25 protein-coding genes are annotated in these 23,352 nt (G+C 47.2%); 11 read left to right on the top strand and 14 right to left on the bottom strand.

Features of this window, described 5'->3' with window-relative positions; genetic code table 11:
• Position 1 precedes the first annotated feature (1 nt).
• Together BR62_RS0112820 and BR62_RS0112815 are read left to right on the top strand one after the other, a co-directional pair.
• Complete coding sequence (locus BR62_RS0112820; RefSeq protein ID WP_007409225.1) at positions 2-532, top strand: DUF3267 domain-containing protein; 531 nt, start codon at positions 2-4, stop codon at positions 530-532.
• Between the two features lie 60 nt (positions 533-592).
• Positions 593-811: a hypothetical protein gene (locus BR62_RS0112815; RefSeq protein ID WP_003155245.1), complete on the top strand. Its 219-nt coding sequence runs from the start codon at positions 593-595 to the stop codon at positions 809-811.
• Between the two features lie 56 nt (positions 812-867).
• Here BR62_RS0112815 and yhzE2 read toward each other — a convergent pair whose 3' ends face one another.
• Entirely contained in the window at positions 868-954 is an 87-nt protein-coding gene (yhzE2, locus tag BR62_RS0112810) for a sporulation protein YhzE2 (RefSeq protein WP_003155248.1), read from the bottom strand.
• A gap of 124 nt (positions 955-1,078) precedes the next feature.
• Entirely contained in the window at positions 1,079-1,165 is an 87-nt protein-coding gene (yhzE1, locus tag BR62_RS19265; protein WP_017417375.1) for a sporulation protein YhzE1, read from the bottom strand.
• A 158-nt stretch (positions 1,166-1,323) separates the two neighbouring features.
• On the opposite strand from yhzE1, the gene BR62_RS0112800 reads away from it, so the two are divergent.
• Positions 1,324-2,175 (top strand): peptidylprolyl isomerase, encoded by an 852-nt coding sequence (locus BR62_RS0112800; RefSeq protein ID WP_032871107.1) that lies wholly within the window; start codon positions 1,324-1,326, stop codon positions 2,173-2,175.
• Positions 2,176-2,213: 38 nt separating this feature from the next.
• Here BR62_RS0112800 and BR62_RS0112795 read toward each other — a convergent pair whose 3' ends face one another.
• From BR62_RS0112795 to BR62_RS0112770, 6 genes are all read right to left on the bottom strand, one after another.
• The gene (locus BR62_RS0112795) at positions 2,214-2,441 is read right to left on the bottom strand and encodes a sporulation YhaL family protein (protein ID WP_012117207.1); all 228 of its coding nucleotides are present in this window, start codon (positions 2,439-2,441) and stop codon (positions 2,214-2,216) included.
• Between the two features lie 115 nt (positions 2,442-2,556).
• Entirely contained in the window at positions 2,557-3,501 is a 945-nt protein-coding gene (gene yhaM, locus BR62_RS0112790; RefSeq protein ID WP_003155251.1) for a 3'-5' exoribonuclease YhaM, read from the bottom strand.
• Positions 3,502-3,574: 73 nt separating this feature from the next.
• Entirely contained in the window at positions 3,575-6,457 is a 2,883-nt protein-coding gene (locus BR62_RS0112785) for an ATP-binding protein (RefSeq protein ID WP_032871105.1), read from the bottom strand.
• Entirely contained in the window at positions 6,454-7,677 is a 1,224-nt protein-coding gene (locus BR62_RS0112780) for a metallophosphoesterase family protein (RefSeq protein ID WP_032871102.1), read from the bottom strand. Before BR62_RS0112780 ends, BR62_RS0112785 begins: the two co-directional genes overlap by 4 nt.
• A gap of 110 nt (positions 7,678-7,787) precedes the next feature.
• Positions 7,788-9,047 (bottom strand): ABC transporter permease, encoded by a 1,260-nt coding sequence (locus tag BR62_RS0112775; protein ID WP_032871100.1) that lies wholly within the window; start codon positions 9,045-9,047, stop codon positions 7,788-7,790.
• Positions 9,040-9,936 carry an ABC transporter ATP-binding protein gene (locus tag BR62_RS0112770; RefSeq protein ID WP_007409231.1) on the bottom strand — a complete coding sequence of 299 codons (897 nt, stop codon included), beginning with the start codon at positions 9,934-9,936 and terminating at the stop codon, positions 9,040-9,042. The genes BR62_RS0112775 and BR62_RS0112770 overlap by 8 nt, the downstream gene beginning before the upstream one ends.
• A gap of 105 nt (positions 9,937-10,041) precedes the next feature.
• Between BR62_RS0112770 and BR62_RS0112765 the strand changes: the two genes are divergently transcribed.
• On the top strand, positions 10,042-10,227 hold the full coding sequence (locus BR62_RS0112765) for a YhzD family protein (protein WP_032871098.1): 186 nt from the start codon (positions 10,042-10,044) through the stop codon (positions 10,225-10,227).
• Positions 10,228-10,251: 24 nt separating this feature from the next.
• Here the strand turns inward: BR62_RS0112765 and BR62_RS0112760 are convergent, their stop codons facing one another.
• A complete protein-coding gene (locus BR62_RS0112760) occupies positions 10,252-11,019 on the bottom strand; it encodes an enoyl-CoA hydratase (RefSeq protein WP_032871096.1) in 768 nt (255 codons plus the stop codon).
• A 183-nt stretch (positions 11,020-11,202) separates the two neighbouring features.
• On the opposite strand from BR62_RS0112760, the gene BR62_RS0112755 reads away from it, so the two are divergent.
• The 3 genes from BR62_RS0112755 to BR62_RS0112745 are packed head-to-tail and all read left to right on the top strand — an operon-like array spanning position 11,203 to position 13,303.
• On the top strand, positions 11,203-11,556 hold the full coding sequence (locus tag BR62_RS0112755) for a hypothetical protein (protein WP_032871095.1): 354 nt from the start codon (positions 11,203-11,205) through the stop codon (positions 11,554-11,556).
• A 27-nt stretch (positions 11,557-11,583) separates the two neighbouring features.
• The gene (locus BR62_RS0112750; RefSeq protein WP_007409234.1) at positions 11,584-12,081 is read left to right on the top strand and encodes a cation:proton antiporter regulatory subunit; all 498 of its coding nucleotides are present in this window, start codon (positions 11,584-11,586) and stop codon (positions 12,079-12,081) included.
• 7 nt (positions 12,082-12,088) lie between these two features.
• Positions 12,089-13,303: a cation:proton antiporter gene (locus BR62_RS0112745; RefSeq protein ID WP_003155266.1), complete on the top strand. Its 1,215-nt coding sequence runs from the start codon at positions 12,089-12,091 to the stop codon at positions 13,301-13,303.
• Between the two features lie 25 nt (positions 13,304-13,328).
• Here BR62_RS0112745 and BR62_RS0112740 read toward each other — a convergent pair whose 3' ends face one another.
• The 3 genes from BR62_RS0112740 to BR62_RS0112730 form a co-directional block, all read right to left on the bottom strand.
• Positions 13,329-14,618, bottom strand: coding sequence for a lysine N(6)-hydroxylase/L-ornithine N(5)-oxygenase family protein (locus tag BR62_RS0112740; protein WP_032871092.1), 1,290 nt, complete (start codon positions 14,616-14,618; stop codon positions 13,329-13,331).
• A 102-nt stretch (positions 14,619-14,720) separates the two neighbouring features.
• Positions 14,721-16,223, bottom strand: coding sequence for a coproporphyrinogen III oxidase (locus tag BR62_RS0112735; protein WP_007409236.1), 1,503 nt, complete (start codon positions 16,221-16,223; stop codon positions 14,721-14,723).
• A 112-nt stretch (positions 16,224-16,335) separates the two neighbouring features.
• Complete coding sequence (locus tag BR62_RS0112730; protein ID WP_012117197.1) at positions 16,336-17,202, bottom strand: Cof-type HAD-IIB family hydrolase; 867 nt, start codon at positions 17,200-17,202, stop codon at positions 16,336-16,338.
• 383 nt (positions 17,203-17,585) lie between these two features.
• Between BR62_RS0112730 and BR62_RS0112725 the strand changes: the two genes are divergently transcribed.
• Positions 17,586-18,725, top strand: coding sequence for a DNA alkylation repair protein (locus BR62_RS0112725; protein ID WP_007409238.1), 1,140 nt, complete (start codon positions 17,586-17,588; stop codon positions 18,723-18,725).
• Positions 18,726-18,764: 39 nt separating this feature from the next.
• Here BR62_RS0112725 and BR62_RS0112720 read toward each other — a convergent pair whose 3' ends face one another.
• Entirely contained in the window at positions 18,765-19,115 is a 351-nt protein-coding gene (locus BR62_RS0112720) for a YlbF/YmcA family competence regulator (RefSeq protein WP_007409239.1), read from the bottom strand.
• 85 nt (positions 19,116-19,200) lie between these two features.
• A complete protein-coding gene (locus tag BR62_RS0112715; RefSeq protein WP_032871089.1) occupies positions 19,201-20,334 on the bottom strand; it encodes a DUF445 domain-containing protein in 1,134 nt (377 codons plus the stop codon).
• A gap of 237 nt (positions 20,335-20,571) precedes the next feature.
• Here BR62_RS0112715 and BR62_RS0112710 point away from each other — a divergent pair, with 237 nt between their 5' ends.
• The 3 genes from BR62_RS0112710 (at position 20,572) to BR62_RS0112700 (ending at position 23,309) form a co-directional block, all read left to right on the top strand.
• Positions 20,572-21,663 carry a YheC/YheD family endospore coat-associated protein gene (locus tag BR62_RS0112710; RefSeq protein WP_012117192.1) on the top strand — a complete coding sequence of 364 codons (1,092 nt, stop codon included), beginning with the start codon at positions 20,572-20,574 and terminating at the stop codon, positions 21,661-21,663.
• Positions 21,653-23,011, top strand: a complete 1,359-nt coding sequence (locus tag BR62_RS0112705; protein WP_015239497.1) for a YheC/YheD family endospore coat-associated protein — start codon at positions 21,653-21,655, stop codon at positions 23,009-23,011. Before BR62_RS0112710 ends, BR62_RS0112705 begins: the two co-directional genes overlap by 11 nt.
• Positions 23,012-23,093: 82 nt before the next feature.
• Positions 23,094-23,309, top strand: a complete 216-nt coding sequence (locus tag BR62_RS0112700) for a YheE family protein (protein ID WP_012117190.1) — start codon at positions 23,094-23,096, stop codon at positions 23,307-23,309.
• Positions 23,310-23,352 lie beyond the last annotated feature (43 nt).

Below are 23,352 nucleotides of genomic sequence, written 5' to 3'. Positions count from 1 at the left end.
GATGAATTGCTGGAAAACCATTAATCTGATCAAAGATTATGGTGCGGTTCGTTTATTATTGACTGCTGTAGGTTTTATGATCCTGTTTTTTATATGCAACTTCTTGGCATTCGGGCTGCTGCGTCCGAATATCAGTTTAAGTGACGGGCACGTGTTTGCTTTTTGTGTTCTGCTCGTTGTTACTTTATTTGTACATAAAGTCATACATGTCCTGCCGATGATCTGTAAAAAAAGAAAAAAGGAAATGAAAATGTACTTCTTGCGGATGCCGACATGGAAAGGCATACCGAAAACGACGATGCTGATTTCAACGATCAGCCCGTTTTTATTCATTACGCCGTTATTGTTTTATGCCGGACTGGCATTTCCGAGACACGCTCATTACTTTTATATGATTTCGAGCATCCATGCGGGGTATTGCCTGCCTGATCTTCTGTTTGCCCTGCATCTGGTCAAAGCGCCCAAATCATGTCTGATTGACCAGGAATCCGACGGTTTTGATATTTTAGTAAAAAAAGTGCCGGAGTCTTGATGTCCCGCTGATTTTTCAGGTTACATTCTATCTTTTTTAATAAATATTTGGTAATGTAATATGGGAGCAGTTCAGAGAGAGGGGGAATCTCCCATCATTTTATTCTATTTTATCGTGGCTGCCCTGTTTATTCTTTATTTCATAAACAGGCTCACAAATACATTATGCCTTGTCAGAGAGATTCCTGAAGACCGGCAGGATAAGGTATTCCGTTTTATTAATGTATCTATTTTAATTTTACTGATCTCTTCATTCGTCGAGATCTCCTTTACTGTGTAAACAGGCAAAAAAATATGGCTGACGGAGGTCTGACCCCCGACAGCCATATTTTTTTCTTAATAAAGCCAAGAAGCGCCGATGATGATCAATAAGATGAACAGAACAACCAATAATGCAAAACCGCCTGCAAATACTTCACCCATCTCCAAAAGCACCTCCTACAAAACGTTTTATTTTTCCAATTACATCATATGCAATTTACTTCTGAAACGATTAGGCGCCCGGGTAAGAAAACGGACCGCTTTTAGAAAAAGCGATCCGTTTCGCTTAACAAATGTAAGCTGCACCTACGATGATAAGCAATATGAACAGTACTACGAGCAGTGCGAAACCGTTTGAATATCCTCCGCCCATGGTTCATTACCTCCTTTTCATGATCAATATATTTGTATGTATCAGGAAAAAGTTTGACTAGACGAATGCCCTTTATTTAAAATCTTTTTACAGAAAGCCACAATATGTTATGATACGCATATGCAATTTAATTTGGATGATTAGGAGTGTTTAAAGGAATGAAGAAAATCGCGATAGCAGCTATTACGGCAACGAGCGTCCTGGCTCTCAGCGCTTGCAGCAGCGGCGACAACGACGTGATTGCCAAGACGGATGCCGGAAATGTAACAAAAGGCGAGCTCTACACGAACATGAAAAAAACCGCGGGCGCAAGTGTGCTGACACAGCTCGTACAAGAAAAAGTATTAGCAAAAAAATACAAAGTATCGGATAAAGAAATCGATAACAAGCTGAAAGAGTACAAAACGCAGCTCGGCGATCAGTACAGCGCCCTTAAACAGCAGTACGGCGAAGATTACCTGAAAGATCAGGTGAAGTACGAACTGCTTGCACAAAAAGCGGCGAAAGACAACATCAAAGTGACTGACTCCGATACGAAAGAATACTACGACGGCTTAAAAGGTAAAATCCGCGCGAGCCACATCCTTGTCGCTGACAAAAAGACAGCTGACGAAGTGGAGAAAAAGCTGAAAAAAGGCGAGAAGTTTGAAACGCTTGCGAAAGAATATTCAACTGACAGCTCAAAAGACAACGGCGGCGACCTTGGCTGGTTCGATAAAAAGTCAATGGATGAAACATTCAGCAAAGCTGCATTCGGCCTGAAAGTCGGACAAGTCAGCGATCCGGTCAAAACAAAATTCGGTTATCATATCATCAAAAAGACAGAAGAACGCGGCAAATATGATGACATGAAAAAAGAACTGAAAGAAGAAGTTCTTAAGCAGAAATTAAACGACAACTCAGCTGTACAGGCGGCAATTCAAAAAGTCATGAAAAAAGCTGACGTAAAAGTGGAAGACAAAGACTTAAAAGACACGTTTAACACTTCAACTTCTTCTGAATCTAAATAAAAAAACTGTGCGGGCTCTCGGTGAGCCGCACAGTTTTTTTATGCGATGGAATGATTGGAGTTTTCTTCCGCATCCCCGTTTTCACTTGCGGGCGCCGCCATACGGCGCTCGCGTTCCTGTTCCATCCGTTCAATATACACCCTTCCTTCTTTTTCAATAAACGACTGGTCAAGCTTTTCCTCTTCTTTAGCTGTTGTGAAAAGCTTATAAGCGCTGAAAATAATTCCGATAATGCAAAGGTATACCCACCAAGGAAAAAATAGCACGTCGGTTTCCTCCCTTTTTCACCCAGAGTCTTTATTCTAAGCTATGCTTGATAAAGACAAGTTATGAGAGCTGAACGTAAAAAAGACCGATCATAGAGAATCGGTCTTTTTTATCTTATTGGTGGAAAGTCGGTTTGTAGAAAGAACGGTTTTCAAGCGCGAATACACGCTCTGTGTATTCGCCCGGCTTCACCCGTTCCAGCGCTCTGTCCATCATGATCATTTTTGCATCCAGATTGTCAATGTAGTGAAGAATTTCCGCTTCTTTCACCATCGGCGGTTTCGGGCTTCCCCATTCCGCTTTTCCGTGATGGCTTAAAATCAAATGCTTCAGAATCAGCACTTCTTCAGCGTCAATCTGAAGCTCTTCGGCTGCTTTTGAAAGCTCTGTCACCATGATCGAAATGTGCCCGAGCAGATTCCCTTCCACGGTGTACGTTGTGGAGACGGGGCCTGAAAGCTCTTTTACTTTGCCGAGATCATGCAGAATGACTCCGGCATACAGTAAATCCCGGTCAAGAGACGGATACAGATCGGCTATCGCTTTTGCCAGGTTCAGCATGGACACTACATGATACGCGAGCCCTGAAACGAACTCATGGTGGTTTTTAGCCGCCGCCGGGTAATCCATAAACTCAGCCGCATATTTTTTGACCAGATGTCTTGTGATCCGCTGGATGTTTGGATTTTTCATTTCAAAAATGTATTGAGTGACGGTTTCCATCATTTCATTTTTCGGAATCGGCGCCGTTTCCAGAAAATCATCAATGCTGACATTTTCGTTCTCGCCGGCCGGCCGGATGTTTCTCAGCTTAAGCTGGTTTCGTCCGCGATAGTGATGGACATCTCCGATCACCTTCACGATCGTCTGCGCCGCGTACGTTACTTCATCAGTCGGCTTGGCATCCCACAGCTTCGCTTCGATATCTCCCGATTGGTCCTGCAGCATTAACGTCAGGAATGGTTTTCCGTTGCTTGCGATTCCCTTAGTCGAAGATTTAATCAGAAAGTATTGATCGACCTGCTCGCCGACCTCGTGCAGCATAATACCTTTTGCCATTCTATTAAAAGCTCCCTCCATATCTTACATAATACCAGTATAGCACATACCTCTTTTTTGAAAATAAACTCTTTTATGACAGGAGCCGCATGACTTGTCCGCTGTGAAAAGACCGGCTGACATGCTCATGGCAGGTGAAATAAAGTATCTGCCGCCCGCCTTCTGAAAGCTGATTCAGCACATCAAACAGCCGCTGCAGCCGCTGCCTGTCAAAATGGACAAAACTGTCATCAAGTAAAAACGGCAGTGATACCGCAGATTCCCTCTCTGACGCAAGGGCAAAACGAATCGCCGCATAAAGCTGCTCGCATGCCGCCTGTGACAGTTCGCCTGCAGAAAACACCGTTCCGTCTTTCCGCATGACCATAATGGAATCATCAGCCTCGGAAAAATACAATTTGTGATAGCGTCCGTCCGTAAGCGGTCCGTATAATGCACCGGCGGTTTCTAACAGACGGGGAAGCGTCACTTTTTTATGCCGCTCCATTTTTTCCCTTATAATGTGTCTGACCGTCTGTAATGCGGCCCACTCTTTAGCGGTTTTTTTCACGCGCTCCTTCTGCATTTCTGTCTGCTGTTTTAAATCGGATACAAGCCCCGAGGACTCCAGCTGCTCTTGCTTCACCGTTAATAAAGCGGTTTGCTCACGGAGCTGGGCGCTTTTTTCCTCAAGCGTTTTTTTCTCTGTTTCCTTCTGAACGACTGTATGTTCAAGTTCGGACACTGTGCGGCTCATGTACGGCTCCAGCTGTTTTCCGCCTATGCCGGACAAGTGCGTTTTGATTTCGCGCAGCTGCCGCTCTGTTTCCCGGCGGCTTTCATTCAGCCTGGCGAGTTCACAAAAGTGTTCGCGGTTTTTTGCGCCTGCCGCCATGAAAAGCTGTTTGACCTGCTGTTCGTAGTAATGGACTTCTTCGTTTAATTCACGCATTTGCTCTTGTGCATGCAGCAGATCCGTTTCGAGCGCCTGCTTTCGTTTTGCTTCCTCACGGGCCCGTTCCGCCTGCGCCAACAAAACGTGCAGTCTTTCTTTTACGGACAGCTCCCTTCCGTCTGAAGGACTCAGCTTTTTGACCCGGTCCTCAAATGCTCTTTGCAGCTTTTGCAGCCTGCCCGCTTCAATGGTCAGCTCATGCTTGTTAAGGATTTCTTTTTTGACATCTTTCATTACATGATATGCGTCAAGAAGATGGGAAGGACTTCCTGAAAACCCCAGTTCATTCATAAAAAGTTCCGCCTGTTTTTCAGACGGCGCCATTTCGGCCTCCCATTCTTCATATAGGCGGATGACTCTTTCATATGCCGCTTCTTTCTGTTCAAGCACGGCTTGATCCGCAATCAGCTGCTGCCGGTGCCGGCCGTCACGCCAAAGCTCTTCCTGCAGAAGATCAGCCGCTTCTTTAGAGATCGCCGGCTTCTTTTTCTTGTGTCCGGGCCCTCCTCTTTCTGACGGCAGCGGTTTTTGCATGCCGGACAGCATATACAGCAGCAGAGCACCGGTAAAAAGGGCGGCGGGCAGCCATTCCTTTAACATAGCGAAAATCGCAATGAACAGAATGCCCGCACCGAGAAAGAGCTTTTTTTGTTTGGCGCGCTGTTTTTCCAGATGCTGAACATGTGCCTGCCATTCGTTTCCTTCTGTATCAGCCGTTTGCTTATATGATTGTAAAGCGGCTTCTTTTTCTTTCCTGACAGCGGGGTCCAAAATGTTTTCCGCCGTCAAGGCATGTTTTCGTTCGGCTTCTTCCAGCTCCAGCCGCGCTTGTTCGAAAATCGCATCAAGCTGTGTCTTTCTTTCTCTTGCCTGTCCGGCGCTCTGCACGGCTTCCTGCAGCCGCCATTCATATTCATAATCGGTGTTCAGTGAAAGAATGCCGTCCTCCTCATGTCTTCCGAGCTGCTGCAATCCTGACGAAACGCGGGCAGATGTCTGCCGGATCTGTGATTGGATGGCGGCAAGCTGTTCGCCGCGCGATTCATACATATGCTGCTCGCCGGAAAGCTCCTGCAGCTGCCGCTCTTTTTGCAGCAAGTCCTCATTTGGAGCGAGCAGATCAGCCTGCCGCCTGAGTTCAGCCGCTTTTGCCCGAAGCCCCTCAAGACGGGCCGCTTTCGGATGGAGATGCGATTCGTATTTTTCAAGCTGATGCATTCCGTCCTTCGGGAATTGCTTCAATGCTTCCGGATAAGAAGAAAGTTCGCTTTCCAAGGCTGTTTTTTTGTCTGCGAGCGGCTTTGCTTCTATCGCCGATTTTACTGTTTTGATTTCTTCAGTTATGTCTTTCAATCGTGCTTCGGCATCCTGCAAACGGCCGCCGGCGCTTTTTTTCTCTTCCAGAAGGCTGTGATAGCCCGCTTCCGCAGCTTCCGCCTGTTTCAGCTGGGCGCTGAGCCGCTTTAATGTATCCAACTCCTGATTTAAGCGGGGGTTCCGCCCGTTCGGCTTATACATCCTGTCAAGTTCTTTTGCCAGCCGCCCGTCAAGCTTTGCCGCCGCTTCCGACCCGAATAAGCTCGAATACAGGAGAAACTCGCCGATTTTGTCCCGGTTAAAAGCTTGAATCTCCTGCAGTCCGAATACATCGAACGAATAGATCGCTTCGTACAGCGCCCGGTCTGTATCGGAGAGAAGCTGTTTGAGCCATTCTCCGTCCTTGATTTCGCCTGAAGCCGTATACACTCTGACTTTTTCGGCAGCGCCTTTTGTCCGTTCGATTTTGACAGCGCCGTGATCGCCATGCTTCAATTCCACAGTGCCGCCGTAAACCCCGCCGTTTTTCGGTTCGTATTTTTTTGATTTCGGAAAACCGAACAGCATGCTTTTGATAAAGGACATCAATGTCGTTTTGCCCGCTTCATTTAACCCGTAGATCACTTGCACGGGAGAATCTGACAGCTGAAAACTTCGGTCGGAAAATTTTCCGTATTGGTAAATATGCATCGCCGTTATTTTCATCGCTGAAGCTCCTTCATCTGGCGTCTTAAAACGGCTTGAGCCTGCCGCTTAATATCCAGTATCTCTTCATCTGTAAATGAAGCCATCTGACGCCGGTATACGGGATGACGCTCAAGAGCTTCAAACACACCGCTCATGTCTGCGCATTGTTCTATGTCCTGAAGGAGCCCTTTAAAAAACGGATCGTGCGGCACGGTGTCTGTTTCATCCGTCCGATCCTCAAGCGCAAGCGGCCAGACGAAACATTCCTCTTCGGCCTCTTCCTCCTGTAAAGCGGAAAGAAGCTCCTCCGCGATGCCTGCGGGCGCCTCCGTCCAAAAGCGGGGCGCTGCGCCGCGAAGCACCAGCCTGACACATGCCGGGCGGCCCGCCGCGCGCAAGCCGGAGAATGTATCCGATGCGGTTTTCAGAAGTGAAGTCATATGTTCAGCTCCGGAGATATCAAGATCAATTTCCTCCCATAACACATCATGCGCTTCTTTGAATTCCCAAGACATCTCACCGTTTGCCGCCCGGACGAGATAATATCCCTTAGGTCCGGTTTCTTTTAAATGCCGGGCTTGAATATTCCCGGGGTAAATGGCGGCGGGATGCTGGGCGGACAGAACCTGCCGTTTATGAATGTGTCCGAGCGCCCAGTAATCCATGCCGCTTTTTTCAAGGTCTTCTTTCGTAAACGGGCAGTACGGGTCATGCCCTTCCGCTCCTGATAACATGCCGTGGAGCATGCCGATATGATAAGGCGCGCCGGTCATTTTCCGGTAACGGGCCGCCTGATTGACCGTTACGCTTCTTTCCTGATAGCTGCATCCGTATATGCTTGCCGCAAGCTCTCCGTTTTTAAAGAAAGATTTTTCCTCCGGTGTATCCGAGGTGAATGTATGTACATTTTCAGGCCATTCAATCGGCGTCCACTTACCGCCCAAATGATCATGGTTGCCGAATATAACGAACACTTGGATATCCGCTTCCTGTAATCTCGCAAACTGTTTTCTCAAAAACAGCTGGGCTTTTAAACTTCTGTTGGCTTCGTCAAACAGATCCCCCGAAAGCAGCACGAAATCTGCCTGCTCCCGGAGTGCCCCGTCCGTCAAGCGGCGGACGCTGTGAAATGTGCTTTCTTTAATACGCGCATATACCGGTTCAGGCAGATTCGAAATGCCGTAAAACGGGCTGTCCAGATGCAGGTCAGCGGCATGAATAAACGTCAGATCAGCCATCTCGCCCTCCCCTTTCTGCAAATTGAATTACCCTTATTTTAGCACCGTTTTTATACGAATGCACGTTCTGTAAAATAAAAAAACAGCCCGGCTGTTCCGGGCTGTTTCACTTATTTTTTGGAGATGCGCAGCGCTTGTTTGATCGCTTTGAATCCGCTGGCGTTTCCGTAAATCAAAACGCCGCCTTTGTAAATTTTCGCGCCGACCGCCGCAAAGATCACGATAGTGAGCAGTGTCAGGGCGATTCCGGCCGCAGCCTGCCAAAACGGGATATCGAGCATCCCGACGCGTAGAAACATAATCATCGGCGTGAAAAACGGAATGTAAGATGTAACGGTAATAAAACCGGCGTCAGGATTGCCGATGCCGAACATGGCGATCATAAAACCTGCCACGACTAAAAAAACCATCGGCTGAATCGTCTGCTGTACGTCCTCTATCCGGCTGACAACACTGCCGAGAAACGCGGCAAGCGTCGCGTAAAGAAAATAGCCGAGCAAATAGAAAATGACAGCATAGACTATCGTCGAGACGGGAACATCCGTAAAATTGAGAAATGCACTGATCGGCGACGACGCATCATTTTGAGGGTTCAGCTTCAGTGAGAGATAACCAGCCGCAATCAGCACCGCAAACTGTGTGATCCCCACGAGCGCGATACCGAACAGTTTGGCAAACATCTGCTGAATCGGCGGCATGCTTGAAATTAAAATTTCCATGACGCGGGACGATTTTTCCGTCGCCACTTCCATCGCAATCATGCTTGCGTACATGATAACTGAGAAGTAGATGACAAACAGCATGATGTATACAAGTCCCATTACCTGACCGAGCTCTTCCTCAGATTTCGCCCCTTTTTCCAGCGCGTCTTTGCTGACTTCCGGCGGAGTGTAGAGGCTGCTGACTTTTTCTGCCGAAATGCCGAGCTTGGCGGTTTCGACAGCGGTTTTTGTCTGGGTTAAAGCCTGCTTGAGCAGTTTATACGCTGATTCATCGGAAATGGTCAGCGCCTTGTATGCTCCTGTTATCGTTCCTTTTTGATCTTGTCTGATGATAAACAGTCCGTCCCATTCACCGTCTTTGACACGCTTTACGGCATCTTTTTCGGACTCCTTCGTCTCCATTGCCTGCAGATCATTGTCTGTATCCGCCGCTTTAAGCTGTTTTGCAAACGCCGGGTACAGCCCGCCCGTTTCATCAATCACCGCAATTTGCTGCTTGCCGTCATCCGATTGAAACACGGATATAATCGATTGCAGGTTGGTCACCGCTAATACTAATAAAACGGTAATGGCGGTCGAAATAATGAATGACTTTGTCGTGATTTTGTTTTTATATGTATGGAACAGCATAATCCAAAATTTATTCATAAACGGCCCCCACCTTTTCTATAAAAATATCATGCAGTGACGGCTCTTCCAATTCGAACTTCCGTATAAAACCTTTCCCTTGCAGCGCCCGGAAAATATCCTGAGAAACCGGTTCATTCGCGACCTGCAGTCTGATCCCGTCATTTGTTTCCTTCCATTTCACGACGCCTTCATGCGTTTTTAAAAAGCTGAGGTCATCATCTGAATGAACGGTGACATTTTTTTTGCCGAAAGACCGCTTAATGTCTTTCAGATTGCCTTGAACGACGGGTTTTCCCTTCTGGAGAATGCACAAATTCTCGCAAAGTTCTTCCACATGCTCCATTCGGTGGCTTGAAAAAACGATGGAAACGCCGCTGTTTTTCAAAGAAATGACCGCTTCTTTCAGCAGCTCGACATTCACCGGATCAAGACCGCTGAAAGGTTCATCGAGAATCAGCAGTTCAGGCTTATGCAGGACGGCCGAAATGAACTGGATTTTCTGCTGGTTTCCTTTCGACAGCTCTTCGACTTTCTTATTCTTGTAATCTGTAATGCCGAACCGCTCGAGCCATGTCATGAGCTCTTTTTCCGCCTCTTTTTTGCCCATTCCTTTTAATCTCGCCAAATAGACAAGCTGGTCACTCACCTTCACTTTCGGATACAGCCCCCGCTCTTCCGGGAGATAGCCGATTTTTTCACTGATGGAATAATTGACCGGCTGCCCTTTCCAGGTGATATGCCCGTCAGTCAGGCTTAAAAGACCTAAAATCATCCGAAAGGTCGTCGTTTTTCCCGCGCCGTTTGCGCCGAGCAGCCCGAACATTTCCCTTTCAGGTATTTGCAGGTTCAAATTGTCAACAGCGGTAAAGCTGCCGAATGTTTTCGTTACGTTTTCAATTGTAAGCACGAATCCAACTCCTTCCTTGACCCATTATATACTAATAATGGGTAAAAATTAATGGAGGATTTTAAATTCTTTATCAGAATATCATTCTATAAAGGGGGTGACATGATGGGACAATATGTATTGACCGCATTCCATGCGTCGGGAGAAACGCTGCTGAATGAACGGATCGAAGCGGATAATGAGGCGGAGGCGAAGGCCGCCGGAGAGGCTTTATTGAAGGAAAAAAAGCTTAAGAACAGTACTCATCGCTTGGTAAATGAAGCCGGAAAGCTGATTTTATTCCACAGATAACAGAAGCTTTCCGGCTTCTGTATGTTACCGGTTAAATTGCGGCGTCCGTTTTTCTAAAAAGGCGCGGATGCCCTCTTTATGATCATCCGTTTTTCTCATATTTTCCTGGGCCTTTCGTTCAAGAGACAAAACATCTTTTAACCGGCTGATATGGAGGCTCTGATAAATAGCCTTCGTTTCAATCATCGCTGACAGCGGCGCATGCAGCAATCGGTCGATATACTGTTGTGCCCCCTCCGCAGGGCCGCCGCTGAACAGCCCGTCGGCAAGCTTGAGCCGCACCGCTTTTTCAGCAGGCAATTTTTCACCGCTCCAAATCAGTTTTTTCGCTTCGATCTCACCGACGCGTCTCATTAATAAATAATGGCCTCCTCCATCGGGAACCAATCCGATGCCGATGAAATTCATCGCGAGGCGGGCGTTTTCTTCAGCGAGCACCACATCGGCGCACAGCGCGAAACTCAGCCCGAGCCCCGCCGCAGCTCCGTGGATGGCGGCTATCACAATTTTTTTCATATCATAGAGCGTCAGTGTAATGGATTCGATCATTTTCATGAGCCGTTCATATTCTCCTGAATCATGATCAGACGTCATCATCTGGATATCACCGCCCGCAGAAAATCCCCGGCCTTCCCCCCGCAAGAGGACGATAAGCGCTTCGCTGTCGGCGGCCATCACGCATGCATTTTCCAATTCCCGGAGCATTTGTTCATTCAGCGCGTTGTAACTGTCAGGCCGGTTCAGCACAATCTCTGCGATCTTTCCCTTTTCTTCATAACGAATATACTGCATGTTTACACCCTCCTTGTATCCGCTTACATATTTTGTTCAAATGATATATTCCTTCCTCCGAAGCGAAACTCCTTTATTTTTCAAGGTCAATAGATACCGAAAAATGCATATCATTTGAAACTGAACATACATTTTTATATAGTGAAATTGATATACAAAACAAAAGGGGGAAAAACGCCGATAATGAAATATGTGATACTCAGCTTGTTACTGAGCTTTTTTATGGTGCTGTTCCCCCCTTCGGATGTCGCTCTTCCTTCCCAATTGGTGACAGAAACAGACAGCCATGTACAAATTTCGGTTTACCCGCAGGAAACGGATTCGGCAAAGACGCCGGTTCACACCAAAACCGCTCCGCAAGGCCTGTCAAAAGGATACGGTGCGTTATTCCGGATGATCTCCCTGTTATCTGTCAAACCTCTTGATCAATTCATTGATTCCACAATGGAAAGGACATGTGCCATTCCGATACAATACCAGTCAAATTACCTCCGGCATCAGAAAATTTCTCATTGCCAATCTGTATTTACGATGTAAAAACAGTATATTCCGGAGGGATTTTTTATGAATATTAAAGAAAACGATCTGCCCGGTATCGGGAAAAAATTCGAAATCGAAACGAGAAATCATGAAAAAATGACGATCATCATTCATGATGACGGCAGGCGGGAAATTTACAGATTTGATGACCGCGACCCTGATGAGCTTCTGGCAAGCATTTCACTTGATGATGCGGAAGCAAGACAGATTGCCGCGATTATCGGCGGTATGGTGTATAAACCGCAGGCGCTTGAATCGATTGAAATGGCGTTCAACGATCTGATTATCGAATGGTTTAAAGTTGAAAAAGGGGCAAAAGCGGCAGGGCGGACGCTCGGCGAACTGGATGTGCGGCAGAACTATGACGTGACGGTCATCGCCATCATTAAGCATAACCGGAAAAAGCTTTTAAACCCGGGCGCTGATTCGCTCCTTGAAGCAAACGATACACTCGTCCTCTCAGGTGAAAGAAAGCATCTGAAAAAGCTGATCCAAGACTTCCTCTCCAGAGACGGAGTGTGATCTGTTTATGGACCATCTCGTATTTGAAGTCGGTACGGCGTTAGTTCTTGTAGCCATTGCGAGTGTCATCGCCAATAAAATTAAATTCTCGATCATCCCCTTCCTGATCATTTTAGGAATGCTTGTCGGGCCGCACGCACCCCAAGCGGGCATCATTGACCTGACGTTTATCGAAAGCCGGGAAGTGATTGAATTTTTTGGACGGATGGGCGTCCTGTTCCTCCTCTTTTACCTCGGGCTTGAATTCTCGGTCGGAAAATTAGTCAAATCCGGACGTTCAATCGCCGCCGGCGGAACGATTTATATTCTGATTAATTTCAGTTTAGGGCTGATATACGGCTTTATCACGGGCTTTTCCTTTTTGGAAGTGCTTGTATTGGCGGGCGTCATCACGATATCATCAAGCGCCATTGTCGCAAAGGTGCTTGTTGACTTAAAGCGCACGGCCAATCCGGAAACGGAGCTGATTCTCGGCATCATTATGTTTGAGGATATCTTTCTGGCGGTTTACTTATCGGTCGTTTCCGGGCTTGTTCTGGGAGACGCGACGTCTGTCGGAGGCGCGCTGATGTCAATCGTGATCGCTTTCGGATATATGCTGCTGTTTTTCATTGCCGCCCGAAAATTGCCGCCTCTGCTGAACAAGCTGCTTGATATCCGTTCAAACGAGGTATTTGTCATCGTCATTTTCGCCGCGCTCTTTTTCATTGCCGGCTTTTCCGAAACGATTCATGTCGCTGAAGCGATCGGCGCGCTCTTGCTCGGACTCGTGTTTTCGGAGACGGCCCATTCTGACAGGATTGAGCATCTTGTCGTGCCGTTCCGTGACTTTTTCGGGGCCATGTTTTTCTTCAGCTTCGGTCTCAGCATTGATCCGTTTTCACTCGGAGATGCGGTATGGCTTGCCCTTGGCGCCGTTCTGCTGACGATTGCCGGAAACTTTATCGCCGGCATGATCGCCGGGCGCCGGGCGGGGCTTTCTCATAAAGCATCGTCTAATATCGGGCTGACCATTGTGTCACGCGGCGAATTCTCCATTATCGTCGCAAATCTCGGCATCGCCGGCGGCCTGTCCGCTTCACTTAAACCTTTCGCCGCCTTATATGTTTTGATACTGGCCATCTTCGGCCCTTTGCTCACGAAAGAATCGAAGCGGATATATCTCCTGTTGAACAGCGTGTTCAAATGGAAGACGCCTGAAAAGAAGCCGCAGAAATCATAAAAAAAACTGACCTCTTCATAAGGGGTCAGTTTTTTTGAGCGGGAAGAAATTGCTGAAAAGCCGTTTTTTTATTAATGGAGAAATGCTCTTTTCCCAGAATGGTATTGATGATTTTTTGGTTTCTGTAAACAGACAGCTTCAAATTCGTAGCGCCCGTTCCGTGAGCATGATCAAGATTCGTTAATGTGAAAAAATGATGCCGCCTGTCGTCCTTAAAGACAAGACGGGAATCGGCCGTCACTTTAAACCGTTTCTCATCCTCCCATTCGATATCGGGGGCAATTGCCGTAAACCATTCCGGAATATGAGGTTTAAAACCGGTCGCCAATATCACTTTTTCTGAATCGGCCGTAAAGGTTTCATCCATCTGCCATTGATGAAAGCTCAGTACGCAGCGCCCGTTTTGCTTTTCAATTTTTTCAAGCTCCGCCATCGGCTGAATATACACGTCAGGCGAACCTCCGCTGATCGATCTGTGATACAGGGCATCGTAAATGGCGGCAAGTGTGTCAGAATCAATGCCGTGGCGCAGTCCGTCCAGCTCAGGGAGCGTGTTCAGCCGTTCTTTAAAAGGCAGGCTGTTAAAATATTCCACATAATCAGGTGTAAACATTTCCTGTCCGAGCTTGGCGGTTTCCAATTCTCGGAATCCGGCGGAGCGTGTCACCCATTGCAGCCGGCTGCGGCGGTATTGTTCATCGTGCAATAAGTCAGAAAAGATCTCCGCGGCGCTCTGTCCGGAGCCGACCACTGTAATTGATTCGGCGCCGGCGAGCTCGTCTTTCCGAAACAAATATTCCGTGCTGACCATCGTGTCCTGACGCGCTTCGTCAGCAATCTCTGCGGGAATAAGCGGTTCAGACCCCGTCCCCATGACGAAATGCTTCGTTTGATAGACACTGATGCTTCCGTCCTCAATGTTCTTGACGCTGACGTCATAATGTCCGCCGGCATTTTTCACGCCGATTACCTCTGAGCCGAAACGGCATGATTTGATTTCTGAAGCCGCCCAGCTCAAATAGTCGTTAAATTCCCGTCTCGGAATATCAAATTCATTAAACGTATAAAACCGGTACAGCCGGTCATGTTCATGGAGAAAGTTTAAAAACGTGTAGCGGCTTTTCGGATCGGCGAGCGTGACCAGGTCCGCCAGAAACGCCACCTGTAAATCCGTCCCTTTAATTAATAGACCGGGATGCCACGCAAATTCTTTCTTTTTATCGAAAAAAAGAGCGTCTGTTCCGGGTATATCCTCTAACAATGCGGCAAGCCCTAAATTAAACGGCCCGATTCCCGCTCCTATGACATCATACATATTATGCACCTCTTGCGAATAACAGTCTGATAGTCTTTTCCCGTTTTTACAGACGGTTAAACATAAAAAAAACGGCACGCTGATTCCGTGCCGTTTTTGATATTATAATGCAGATTTGACGAACATCTCATCTAAGTATTTGATTTTCTCTTCTGTATAATGCTCGAATCGGTCATTATATGATTTCGGATCTTTCGGATTGGCGAAGTGCGTGATTTTTCCGGTTTCCGGATGAATGAATTTGCTTGCCGCGCCGCAGCCGATACCGATAATCGTCTGCACTTCTTCCATAATCATAATGTTGTAGATGCTTTCCTGACCAGGGAAGGAGTATCCGACATTTTCAAGGTTTCCGAGAATGTTTTTCTGCCGGTACAAGTAGTACGGCGTATAGCCGTGCTCTTTTGTCCAGCGGACGGCGTCATCCATCATGCGGGACACTTCCTGTCTGTCGGCAACTTTATACTTATGCTTGTTTCTCGTCATTTCTGACGCCCGTTTAAAAGAAAGCGTATGAACGGTCAAAGATTCAGGCATCAGCTTTTCCGTTTCCTCAAGACTGTGCCTGAACTCAGCCGTCCCTTCTCCCGGCAGGCCGATGATCAGGTCCATGTTGATGTTGTTCATGCCGTGTTTGCGGGAAAGATGGTATTTTTCGATGGTTTCTTCAACTGTATGATGTCTGCCGATGGCCTTAAGCGTTTCGTTTTCATAAGATTGCGGGTTGATGCTGATTCTGTCAATCTTATACTTATTTAAAACGGCCAGCTTTTCCTCCGTAATCGTGTCGGGTCGGCCCGCTTCAACGGTAATCTCCCTGATATTCGCGACATCCGGGAAAGAGCGGACCATTTCTTCATATAAAAGATCCATTTCCTCAGCGGTAATGCTTGTCGGCGTGCCGCCGCCGAAATAAATGGTCGTCACTTTGATATCATGCCGCTTCAGCCATTCTCCGATTTTCTGCATTTCATAGTGAAGCCCCCATAAAAAGGAGCCGACTCTTCCCGCCTGTCCTTGAATGGCATAAGCCGGAAACGTGCAGTAGGCGCATTTTGTCGGGCAGAACGGGATGCCGATATATATGCTGACTTCATCTTTGACCCGGTACAGATCGGGAACCGCAGCGAGCTGACGGTCGACAATCTCCTGCATCAGATTGATTTTTTCATCATGGATCAGATAATCTTTTTTCAGATCGGCATGCGCCTCTTCTTTTGTCAGGCCGCTCTGCAGCTTTTTATGAAGAAGTTTAGTAGGCCTGATGCCGGTTAAGATTCCCCATTTTTGTGTCATGCCCGTATGCGATTGAAGAAGATTTAAGTAGACGTACGACAGCGTGTTTTTCACCTGTTTAAATACTTCTTTTTCGCTCCATCCGGCAAGAAGCGGTTTCGTGTGATGTTCCTTTTCGCCGGTTCCTTTGATTTCTCCGGATACCGACACGCTGTCTGCATCTTGAGAAATGGCAAGTGAGATGACGAGATCAGAGGGTTCCTCCGTTTCGCCGTACGCAAGAACACACTCTTCAAAAAATAAATTCGCGATGTTTTGCAGCGGACGATGCAGCCTGTCATCCGTGATGCCGTCTATTTTTATTTGCAATGTGATCACCTTATTTTTCAGATTCAAAACTTTCTTTAGTGTACAGAAAGAACAGGCTAAAATCAATCCGCGAAAAAGCCGCAGACCGGCGGTTCGCGTCTGCGGCTCTTGATTACGGCCGTTTCATATGGAACTTATCGAGAAAGCCTTTGCGGTGCTGCATGCGGAAATATTCCTTAATCATATAGGCGACTCCCTGTTCATCATTTGACCTTGTCACCCAGTCCGCTTTTCTTTTTAATTCATTTGAGGCATTCCCCATCGCGACGCCGAGACCGGCCAGCTCGATCATCGGCAGATCATCTTCCTGATGGCCGATAGCCACAACCTCTTCCATTGAAAGCCCGAGTTCAGCGGCGACCATCGAAAGTCCGCTTTCTTTTGAAACCCCTTTAGGCACGATGTTCAGTTTTTCTCCGTTGACGCGGATCACATCGACGGCCGGGAATGCTTTCATTATCGTATCCGTTATATCAGCCTGCAGGCCATCTTCGGCATGCACTTCAATGACGGGCGCTGAAACCGGCTCATCAAGGAGCAGGTCACTTAATGATTCGACAAACTGCACCGGATAAAAAATCGGGTCAGACGGATGAATCATCGTTTTCCCGACCAGATTGGAGTTCACTTTCTTCTTGTTTCCGATCGAATATTTTTCGTGAAGAAGCCGGATATTGCATGGATAGCTTTCCAGCACCTGAACAATATTAAACGTGTGATCTTCTGATATTTTCTTTTCAAAAAACGGCTCATCTATTTTTTCAGAAATGTATGCGCCGCTGTGGGTAATCAATTTCGCATTCAGCTTTAATATTTTCGCCACTTTTTGAGCGGAGCGAAAATGGCGGTTTGTGACCAGTGTGACGTAAATTCCTTTTTTCTTGACGTATTCGATGGCATCCTTTGTCGTCTGATGAAGTTTGCCGTTGGAGCGAAGAAGCGCTCCGTCTATATTTAACGCCAGCATTTGTTTTGACACAGAGAAGTCCCCCTCCTTGATGACTGTACTTGTCATTAGGATATGACCCTGTCTCTTTGTTTAGAACAACCTTTTCTCCGCAGCAAAAAAGCCTGCCTCAAGCAGACTTTGAACTGTCGTTTTGTTGGGATACGATCGATTTGCTGCCTTCTCCCCAATGTGTATTTCTATTTACGAAATATATCAGGAACCCCTTATTTGACCGTTGATGCGCTCGTTTCACTTACTCTCTGTTGCTACCCCTTATCATACCAGGCAGTATAGGCGACCGTATCCTTAGATCATCTGTAAGTGTAGGCGCTTTCAGAGTTATTATCTCAATTATATTGTTAAAAAACAAGGGTTTTTTTAACTAAAAAAATCAGAGGAAATATCTATGCTGAATGTATGATAAAGTTGAAAGAGAACATACATTCCCATATAATAAAAGAAAAAAAGCGGTGACTGTCATGTCTCTATTAAAAGATATTTATAACGAAGAATTTGCAGAAGCACTTCTGAACAGAATCAAATCGGCGTATCCGGCTTTTGAGCGGGACAAGTGCCGGGCGCTGATGTTTCAGGAAGATTGGCCCGGACTGACGTTAAAACAGCGAATGCGCCGGATCACAGACTCTTTATATGAAACACTGCCGAAGGATTACATACGGGCGCTTGACGTCTTATATGAGACAGCTCCCCACTTCTCAGGGCTCGCCGGGATTATTTTTCCCGATTATGTCCAACAGTACGGAACGGATCACTGGGACGAATCAATGAAGGCGCTTCAGTATTTCACTCGTTTTTCCACTTCCGAATTTGCGGTCCGCCCGTATATCAGGCTTGACCGGGTGCGGATGTTCAAAGAGTTCCTTTCCTGGACGGAGCATCCGGACGAACATGTCAGAAGGCTTGCCAGCGAAGGCTCAAGACCGCGCCTGCCATGGGGAATCTCCATTCCGGCTCTTCTTGAAGATCCTTCTCCGATTCTCCCTGTTCTGGACCGCTTGATGCAGGATGACTCGTTATATGTCAGAAAAAGCGTGGCGAATAACCTGAATGACATCTCCAAAACACATCCGGATCTTCTGGCACAGATCGCAGCCGAGCGGTTCGGAAGCTGTCCGCACACGGACTGGATTTTGAAGCACGCCTGCAGGACACTGTTAAAAAGAGGAGACAAACAGGCGCTTGCGGTTTTCGGGTTTGAAGACGCCTCCCGGATTTCATTGGAACGTTTTACACTGAATCCGGAAACGGCCGCCATCGGAACAAGCATACATTTTTCTTTTCAGATCCGCTCATCCGCCCGGCAAAAAGTCAGGGTTGAATACGCAATTGATTTTGTAAAGAAAAGGGGGCACCGCAGCCGCAAGGTGTTTAAGATGTCGGAGTCCGCCATGGATAACGGAGACGTAAAAGCCTTCAGCAAACATCATTCCCTTAAAGATTTAACCACCCGCAAGCATTATCGGGGAATTCACACTCTGTCTGTCATCATTAACGGAACGGTAAAAGGTTCGCTTGATTTTTCTGTTGAATAAAAAAAGCCCCTCCATTTCATAGATGGAGGGGTGTGGAGCTTATTGCGGGCTGCCGTAAAGCTCTTCAAGAGGTTTCATAATGATTTTGTTTAACTCGCCGATCAGCATGCTCATGCGCTGTTCCGCTTCCATCAGCTGAGAAATCAATTCATGCTGCTGTACGAGAGCCACCGTTTTTTGTGCCTGCTCTACCTCTTCCTGAGTGATTTCTTCACCTGACATCTGTTTCTGCTGCAGCTGCAGCTGTACATTGCGGAAGTTATCAAACATGCGTTTTGCGGATTCATCTGCGTTTACTTGATCATAAAGCCCTCTCAGACGGCTGTATTCATCACTGTTTCGCAAAGCTTTTTCAAGATCATATGCTGCATCATAAAAATGAACTGCCATAGTAACCGCTCCTTTCTTCCTTTCGGACATACCACTCCACTATAACAGACTGCGGAGCGACTTTCATCATCGGCGTATGTTTTCCTTAGAAAAGAATGACAAACAAAGCCTGAATTGCTCCGATTATCCCGCCGAGCAGACCGCCTAAATACGTTATCATCTTAAATTCTCTCTTGGAAATCGACAGCACCATTTCCTCCAGCCGTTCAACGGGAAACTGATCAACCTGCTCTTTGACCACTTCCTCAAGACGCAGCCGTTTCAGCACATCCTCCAAATGAGCGGCAATACTGCCGAGTGCCGCATCAAGCAGCTTCGGCGCGTACGTTCCCGTAATCTCCCCTTCATAACGGGAGATGATGTCACCGAGCCGGCATTCGAAAAAGGGCGCGGTTTGAAGTGCGGCCAAAACCCGCTTTTTCATGCTGAACAGCAGATCTTTCGCATTCCACTTTTCATCGGCCTCATAAAGTGTATAAGATTTGAGCTTGCCCCATTCTTGAGAAAGCAGATCAGCCAGAAGCTTTTTCGTTTCCTCATTGCGCAAAAACTTTAACAGCTCAGGCAGCACACGGTCTGCCAAGCTTGAATTGCCGAGGAACATCTGCACCATGCTGCCGAGCATCCCCCGGGAATTCAAAAAGTCGTCAATCATATTTCCGAGCCTGTCTTTCCCTTCTTCGCTCTCAAAATAATCAATGCTCCGCTTCAGAATATAATCTGCGGCCAACGGGACTTTTTCATCCAGCTTTTCCTGAAGCTCATCAGGAAGCCAGTCTTTTATGGCGCGGTGCTCATATTTCCGGTACAGTTCCGAAAGCTTTTCATCGGTAAAACGGTCAATCCAGGCATCCGTCTTTTCCTGCGGATTCCGGATGCCCGCGGCGGCCAAAGCTTCGTGCACCGTCATCTCGGAAGCGGCCATTTTTTGTGTGAATTGTTCGGCGAAAAGAAGCGCCTGGTTTTTAACGGTATCTGATAAAAGCCGCTTTTTTATTCCTTCCGGGGTTAAAAGGTGGTTCGTCACCATGAGCCCCATTTGTTTTGCCAATTCATCCCGCCTTTTCGGGATCAGCCCCGGCGTAAACGGAACCCGTTTTCCGAACAGGTAATACGGCCGGTACGGACGAAATAACATCTGAATGGCAAGATGATTCGTCACCGCGCCGATCGCGGCTCCGATCACAATCATAAATAGAAACGTTCCTGCTATGCCCATTCCTTTTCTTCTGCCTCCATCTTATGTTCTATTTTCTTGATGATATATCTATTCGTATTATAGAGGCTGGCGTGCATGCGGGCAAATGAAGAACCTGAATTGTTGTTTGTGAGGAATAAGGCAAGATGCTGTTTCGTACTCTTTACAGTAGATCATCTTTTATGATGCGCTTAGCATATTTATTGGATGGAAGGGCCGTTCCATCAGCGGCTTTTTGAATAAAGGGGGAGTAATAATATGACAACACTCGGTTTTATGTCTGTATCCCGCCGGCACGAAGAAGATTACGCCGGGGAATTGGCTGAAAGAGCGCCTCAATATAATGTGCGCTTAGCCCGCTTTACACCGTTTGATATATTTCCGGATTCTTTGCGCGTGAAAGCGCTCGTCTATCACCCGCAAAGCGGAAAGTGGAACGAAACGGAAATCGATATTCCCGAATATATTTACGACCGCTGTTTTTACGGAAAATCCGCTGAAGCGCAAAAAGCCAAACCGATCGTCGAATGGCTGAAAAAATATCGGAAAACGGAATTTATCGGCCGGGGGCTTCCTGATAAATGGACGGTCACGGATGCGCTCCAAAAGCATCATCTGATCAGTCCCTATATTCCTGAAACGGCCGAAGTCAGCCGCTATGAACAGGTGCAATCATACTTAGCCAAGGAAAAAGCATGTATACTTAAGCCCGCTTTCGGCGCGGGAGGCAGAGGCATCATCCTGCTTGAAACAGGCAAAAAATCAATTACGGCCACTTACTATATCGGAAAAAACAAACAAACAAAATCATTTTCCAATCACGTGTCTTTTAAGTCTTGGTGCAAAAAAGTGCTGCAGCACCGCTATTTGCTTCAATCCTACTTAAATATCCAGGATAAAGAGCGGCATCCGTGCGACATCCGCATTTTCATGCGCAAAACGGAGTCAGGCGTTTGGGAAACGGTCGGAAAAGCGGTCAGAAGGGGTTATCAGAACGGTCTTTTATCTCATTTGCCAGGAGGATCAGAACCGATTAAGTTTGACACATGGTTTGAGGAAATTCCGAGAAAGCAGCAGGCCGTTTTATTGGATGATGTCTTTTCGATCACCCAATCCGTCCCTTATTTCCTTGATGAACGGTTCGGGCCGCTGTTTGAGCTGGGGCTCGATATTTGTTATGCCAAAGACGGACGCATCTGGCTTTTGGATGTCAACTCAAAGCCGGGACGGAAAGCTATTTTAAGCGTGGCTCCGGAGGCGAAAGAGGATTTGTATACGAGTCCGCTGAGACGCTTCCGCGAACTTCAGTCACAGGAAAGCCGGAAAGGAGTATTACCGCGTGAATCATAAAGGGATGATTGTCGGCATCGATAAAAAAAGCAAAAATACGCTGTTTCTCCCCTCCTCCATGAAACGGGAAGGGCTTTTATCCGCTGCCTTCGGGACCAAAGTTGTCAAATGCCGTGTAGCCTTTTCTCAATCACTTGAAAAAAGCGCGCTCCTTTCTGAAGATTTGTTTGAGGAGCTGTTGATACCGCATAAAAGCCGGGCTGACTTTCTCATACACGGCCAGACGGTGCACATCGGACCGCTGATCGGCGTTTTCACAGCCGGGTTCACATCATCGCCGTCCCGCCCATTAAGAGACCGTACAGCCTTCTTTTCCAAGATGCTCTCTCTTCATGAACAGGCGAACGGATATTGTTTCGTTTTCGGGGCCCATCAGATCAACTGGGAAGAAGGCACCGTCCAAGCGCTGATTTATAAAGAAAACAGCTGGAAACGGACGGCCGTCCCGCTTCCGAATGTCGTATATGACAGGCTCCCCAGCCGAAAAACGGAAGAAGTTCCGCTTTTACAGCAGACAAAACAGAGGCTGATGAATGACTATCAGATTCCGTGGTTTAATCCGCAATTCTTTAATAAATGGGACATTCATAAGCTTCTGGAAAAAAACAGTCTCACCGCTTCACTACTGCCAAAATCTGTCCTGCACCCGAATGCGGAAGCGTTAGAGACGTTATGCAGCACGTTTGACACCGTCTATATCAAACCTGCAGACGGCGCACTCGGAACGGGGATTTACAAGGTGGAAAAAACAGATGCCGGCTTATCTGTCAAACACACGAATGAGGAAAAAACGGTGGTGACGGCAGAGTATTCAGATGCGGCATCCTTCATGACATCATTTAAAGAAAACAATGACCCGTCCGCATTTTTAATTCAGCAAGGCATTGACCTGATCCGGCTGGATGGGCGTCCCGTCGATTTCAGGGTGCACACGAACAAAAACGCCGAGGGGAAATGGACAGTGACGGCCATTGCAGCAAAAATTTCCGGTGAAAACAGCATCACGACGCATCTCGCAACCGGCGGAGAAGTCAGGACGTTAGCTGAATTATACGGCGATCCGCGAGAGAGAGTCGGCATGATGCGGAAACTTTCAAAAGCCGCCTTGGCGGTCAGCCGCGTGTTAAATGAGCACATTGAAGGTTTTATCGGCGAAATCGGTTTTGACCTCGGCGTCGATCATTCAGGGAAAGTTTGGATGTTTGAAGCCAATTCCCGCCCCGGGCGCAGCATTTTTTCCCATCCGAAGCTGAGATCGGTCGATTACCTGACAAAACGGAGAAATTTTGAATACGCGTCGTATTTATCAGAACGGTCCATCACCGCCCCGGAAAAACTTTGGCGGTGAGGCCGTCTTTTTTTAGGTTTACCCGGGACAGGCATTGAACGATGAGCTACAATGAACAAGATCAACATTTCCCATAAGGAGCGTGAACGTCATGATTTCGCACTTCAGCTGGAAACCGTTATTCAAAAAAGAGAAACTGCCCGGATGGCGGATTTCATTTTACTGGCAGGGTACGCATTACGAAGGGATTTACCATAAGTCCGGAGACATTGAATGGGGACACACACATCCGGGAAAAGAAGAACCGGCTCTCGTAAAAGAGCTGCATGAATTAATGCTTTATCACATATATGACTGAAAGCTAAAAGCTCAGCCGCATCAGGCTGGGCTTTTCTTTTCCT

This window comes from Bacillus sp. UNC69MF, from assembly GCF_000746035.1.
In the GTDB taxonomy this organism is placed as follows: domain Bacteria; phylum Bacillota; class Bacilli; order Bacillales; family Bacillaceae; genus Bacillus; species Bacillus velezensis.
This window is presented reverse-complemented; position numbering and strand designations above follow the sequence as displayed.

Coding starts and splice junctions, on each gene's coding strand:
- BR62_RS0112820 (WP_007409225.1), top strand. CDS start 2: ATGAATTGCTGGAAAACCATTAATCTGATCAAAGATTATGGTGCGGTT.
- BR62_RS0112815 (WP_003155245.1), top strand. CDS start 593: ATGGGAGCAGTTCAGAGAGAGGGGGAATCTCCCATCATTTTATTCTAT.
- yhzE2 (WP_003155248.1), bottom strand. CDS start 954: ATGGGTGAAGTATTTGCAGGCGGTTTTGCATTATTGGTTGTTCTGTTC.
- yhzE1 (WP_017417375.1), bottom strand. CDS start 1,165: ATGGGCGGAGGATATTCAAACGGTTTCGCACTGCTCGTAGTACTGTTC.
- BR62_RS0112800 (WP_032871107.1), top strand. CDS start 1,324: ATGAAGAAAATCGCGATAGCAGCTATTACGGCAACGAGCGTCCTGGCT.
- yhaM (WP_003155251.1), bottom strand. CDS start 3,501: ATGGCAAAAGGTATTATGCTGCACGAGGTCGGCGAGCAGGTCGATCAA.
- BR62_RS0112785 (WP_032871105.1), bottom strand. CDS start 6,457: ATGAAAATAACGGCGATGCATATTTACCAATACGGAAAATTTTCCGAC.
- BR62_RS0112780 (WP_032871102.1), bottom strand. CDS start 7,677: ATGGCTGATCTGACGTTTATTCATGCCGCTGACCTGCATCTGGACAGC.
- BR62_RS0112775 (WP_032871100.1), bottom strand. CDS start 9,047: ATGAATAAATTTTGGATTATGCTGTTCCATACATATAAAAACAAAATC.
- BR62_RS0112765 (WP_032871098.1), top strand. CDS start 10,042: ATGGGACAATATGTATTGACCGCATTCCATGCGTCGGGAGAAACGCTG.
- BR62_RS0112760 (WP_032871096.1), bottom strand. CDS start 11,019: ATGCAGTATATTCGTTATGAAGAAAAGGGAAAGATCGCAGAGATTGTG.
- BR62_RS0112755 (WP_032871095.1), top strand. CDS start 11,203: ATGAAATATGTGATACTCAGCTTGTTACTGAGCTTTTTTATGGTGCTG.
- BR62_RS0112750 (WP_007409234.1), top strand. CDS start 11,584: ATGAATATTAAAGAAAACGATCTGCCCGGTATCGGGAAAAAATTCGAA.
- BR62_RS0112745 (WP_003155266.1), top strand. CDS start 12,089: ATGGACCATCTCGTATTTGAAGTCGGTACGGCGTTAGTTCTTGTAGCC.
- BR62_RS0112740 (WP_032871092.1), bottom strand. CDS start 14,618: ATGTATGATGTCATAGGAGCGGGAATCGGGCCGTTTAATTTAGGGCTT.
- BR62_RS0112725 (WP_007409238.1), top strand. CDS start 17,586: ATGTATGATAAAGTTGAAAGAGAACATACATTCCCATATAATAAAAGA.
- BR62_RS0112720 (WP_007409239.1), bottom strand. CDS start 19,115: ATGGCAGTTCATTTTTATGATGCAGCATATGATCTTGAAAAAGCTTTG.
- BR62_RS0112715 (WP_032871089.1), bottom strand. CDS start 20,334: ATGGGCATAGCAGGAACGTTTCTATTTATGATTGTGATCGGAGCCGCG.
- BR62_RS0112710 (WP_012117192.1), top strand. CDS start 20,572: ATGACAACACTCGGTTTTATGTCTGTATCCCGCCGGCACGAAGAAGAT.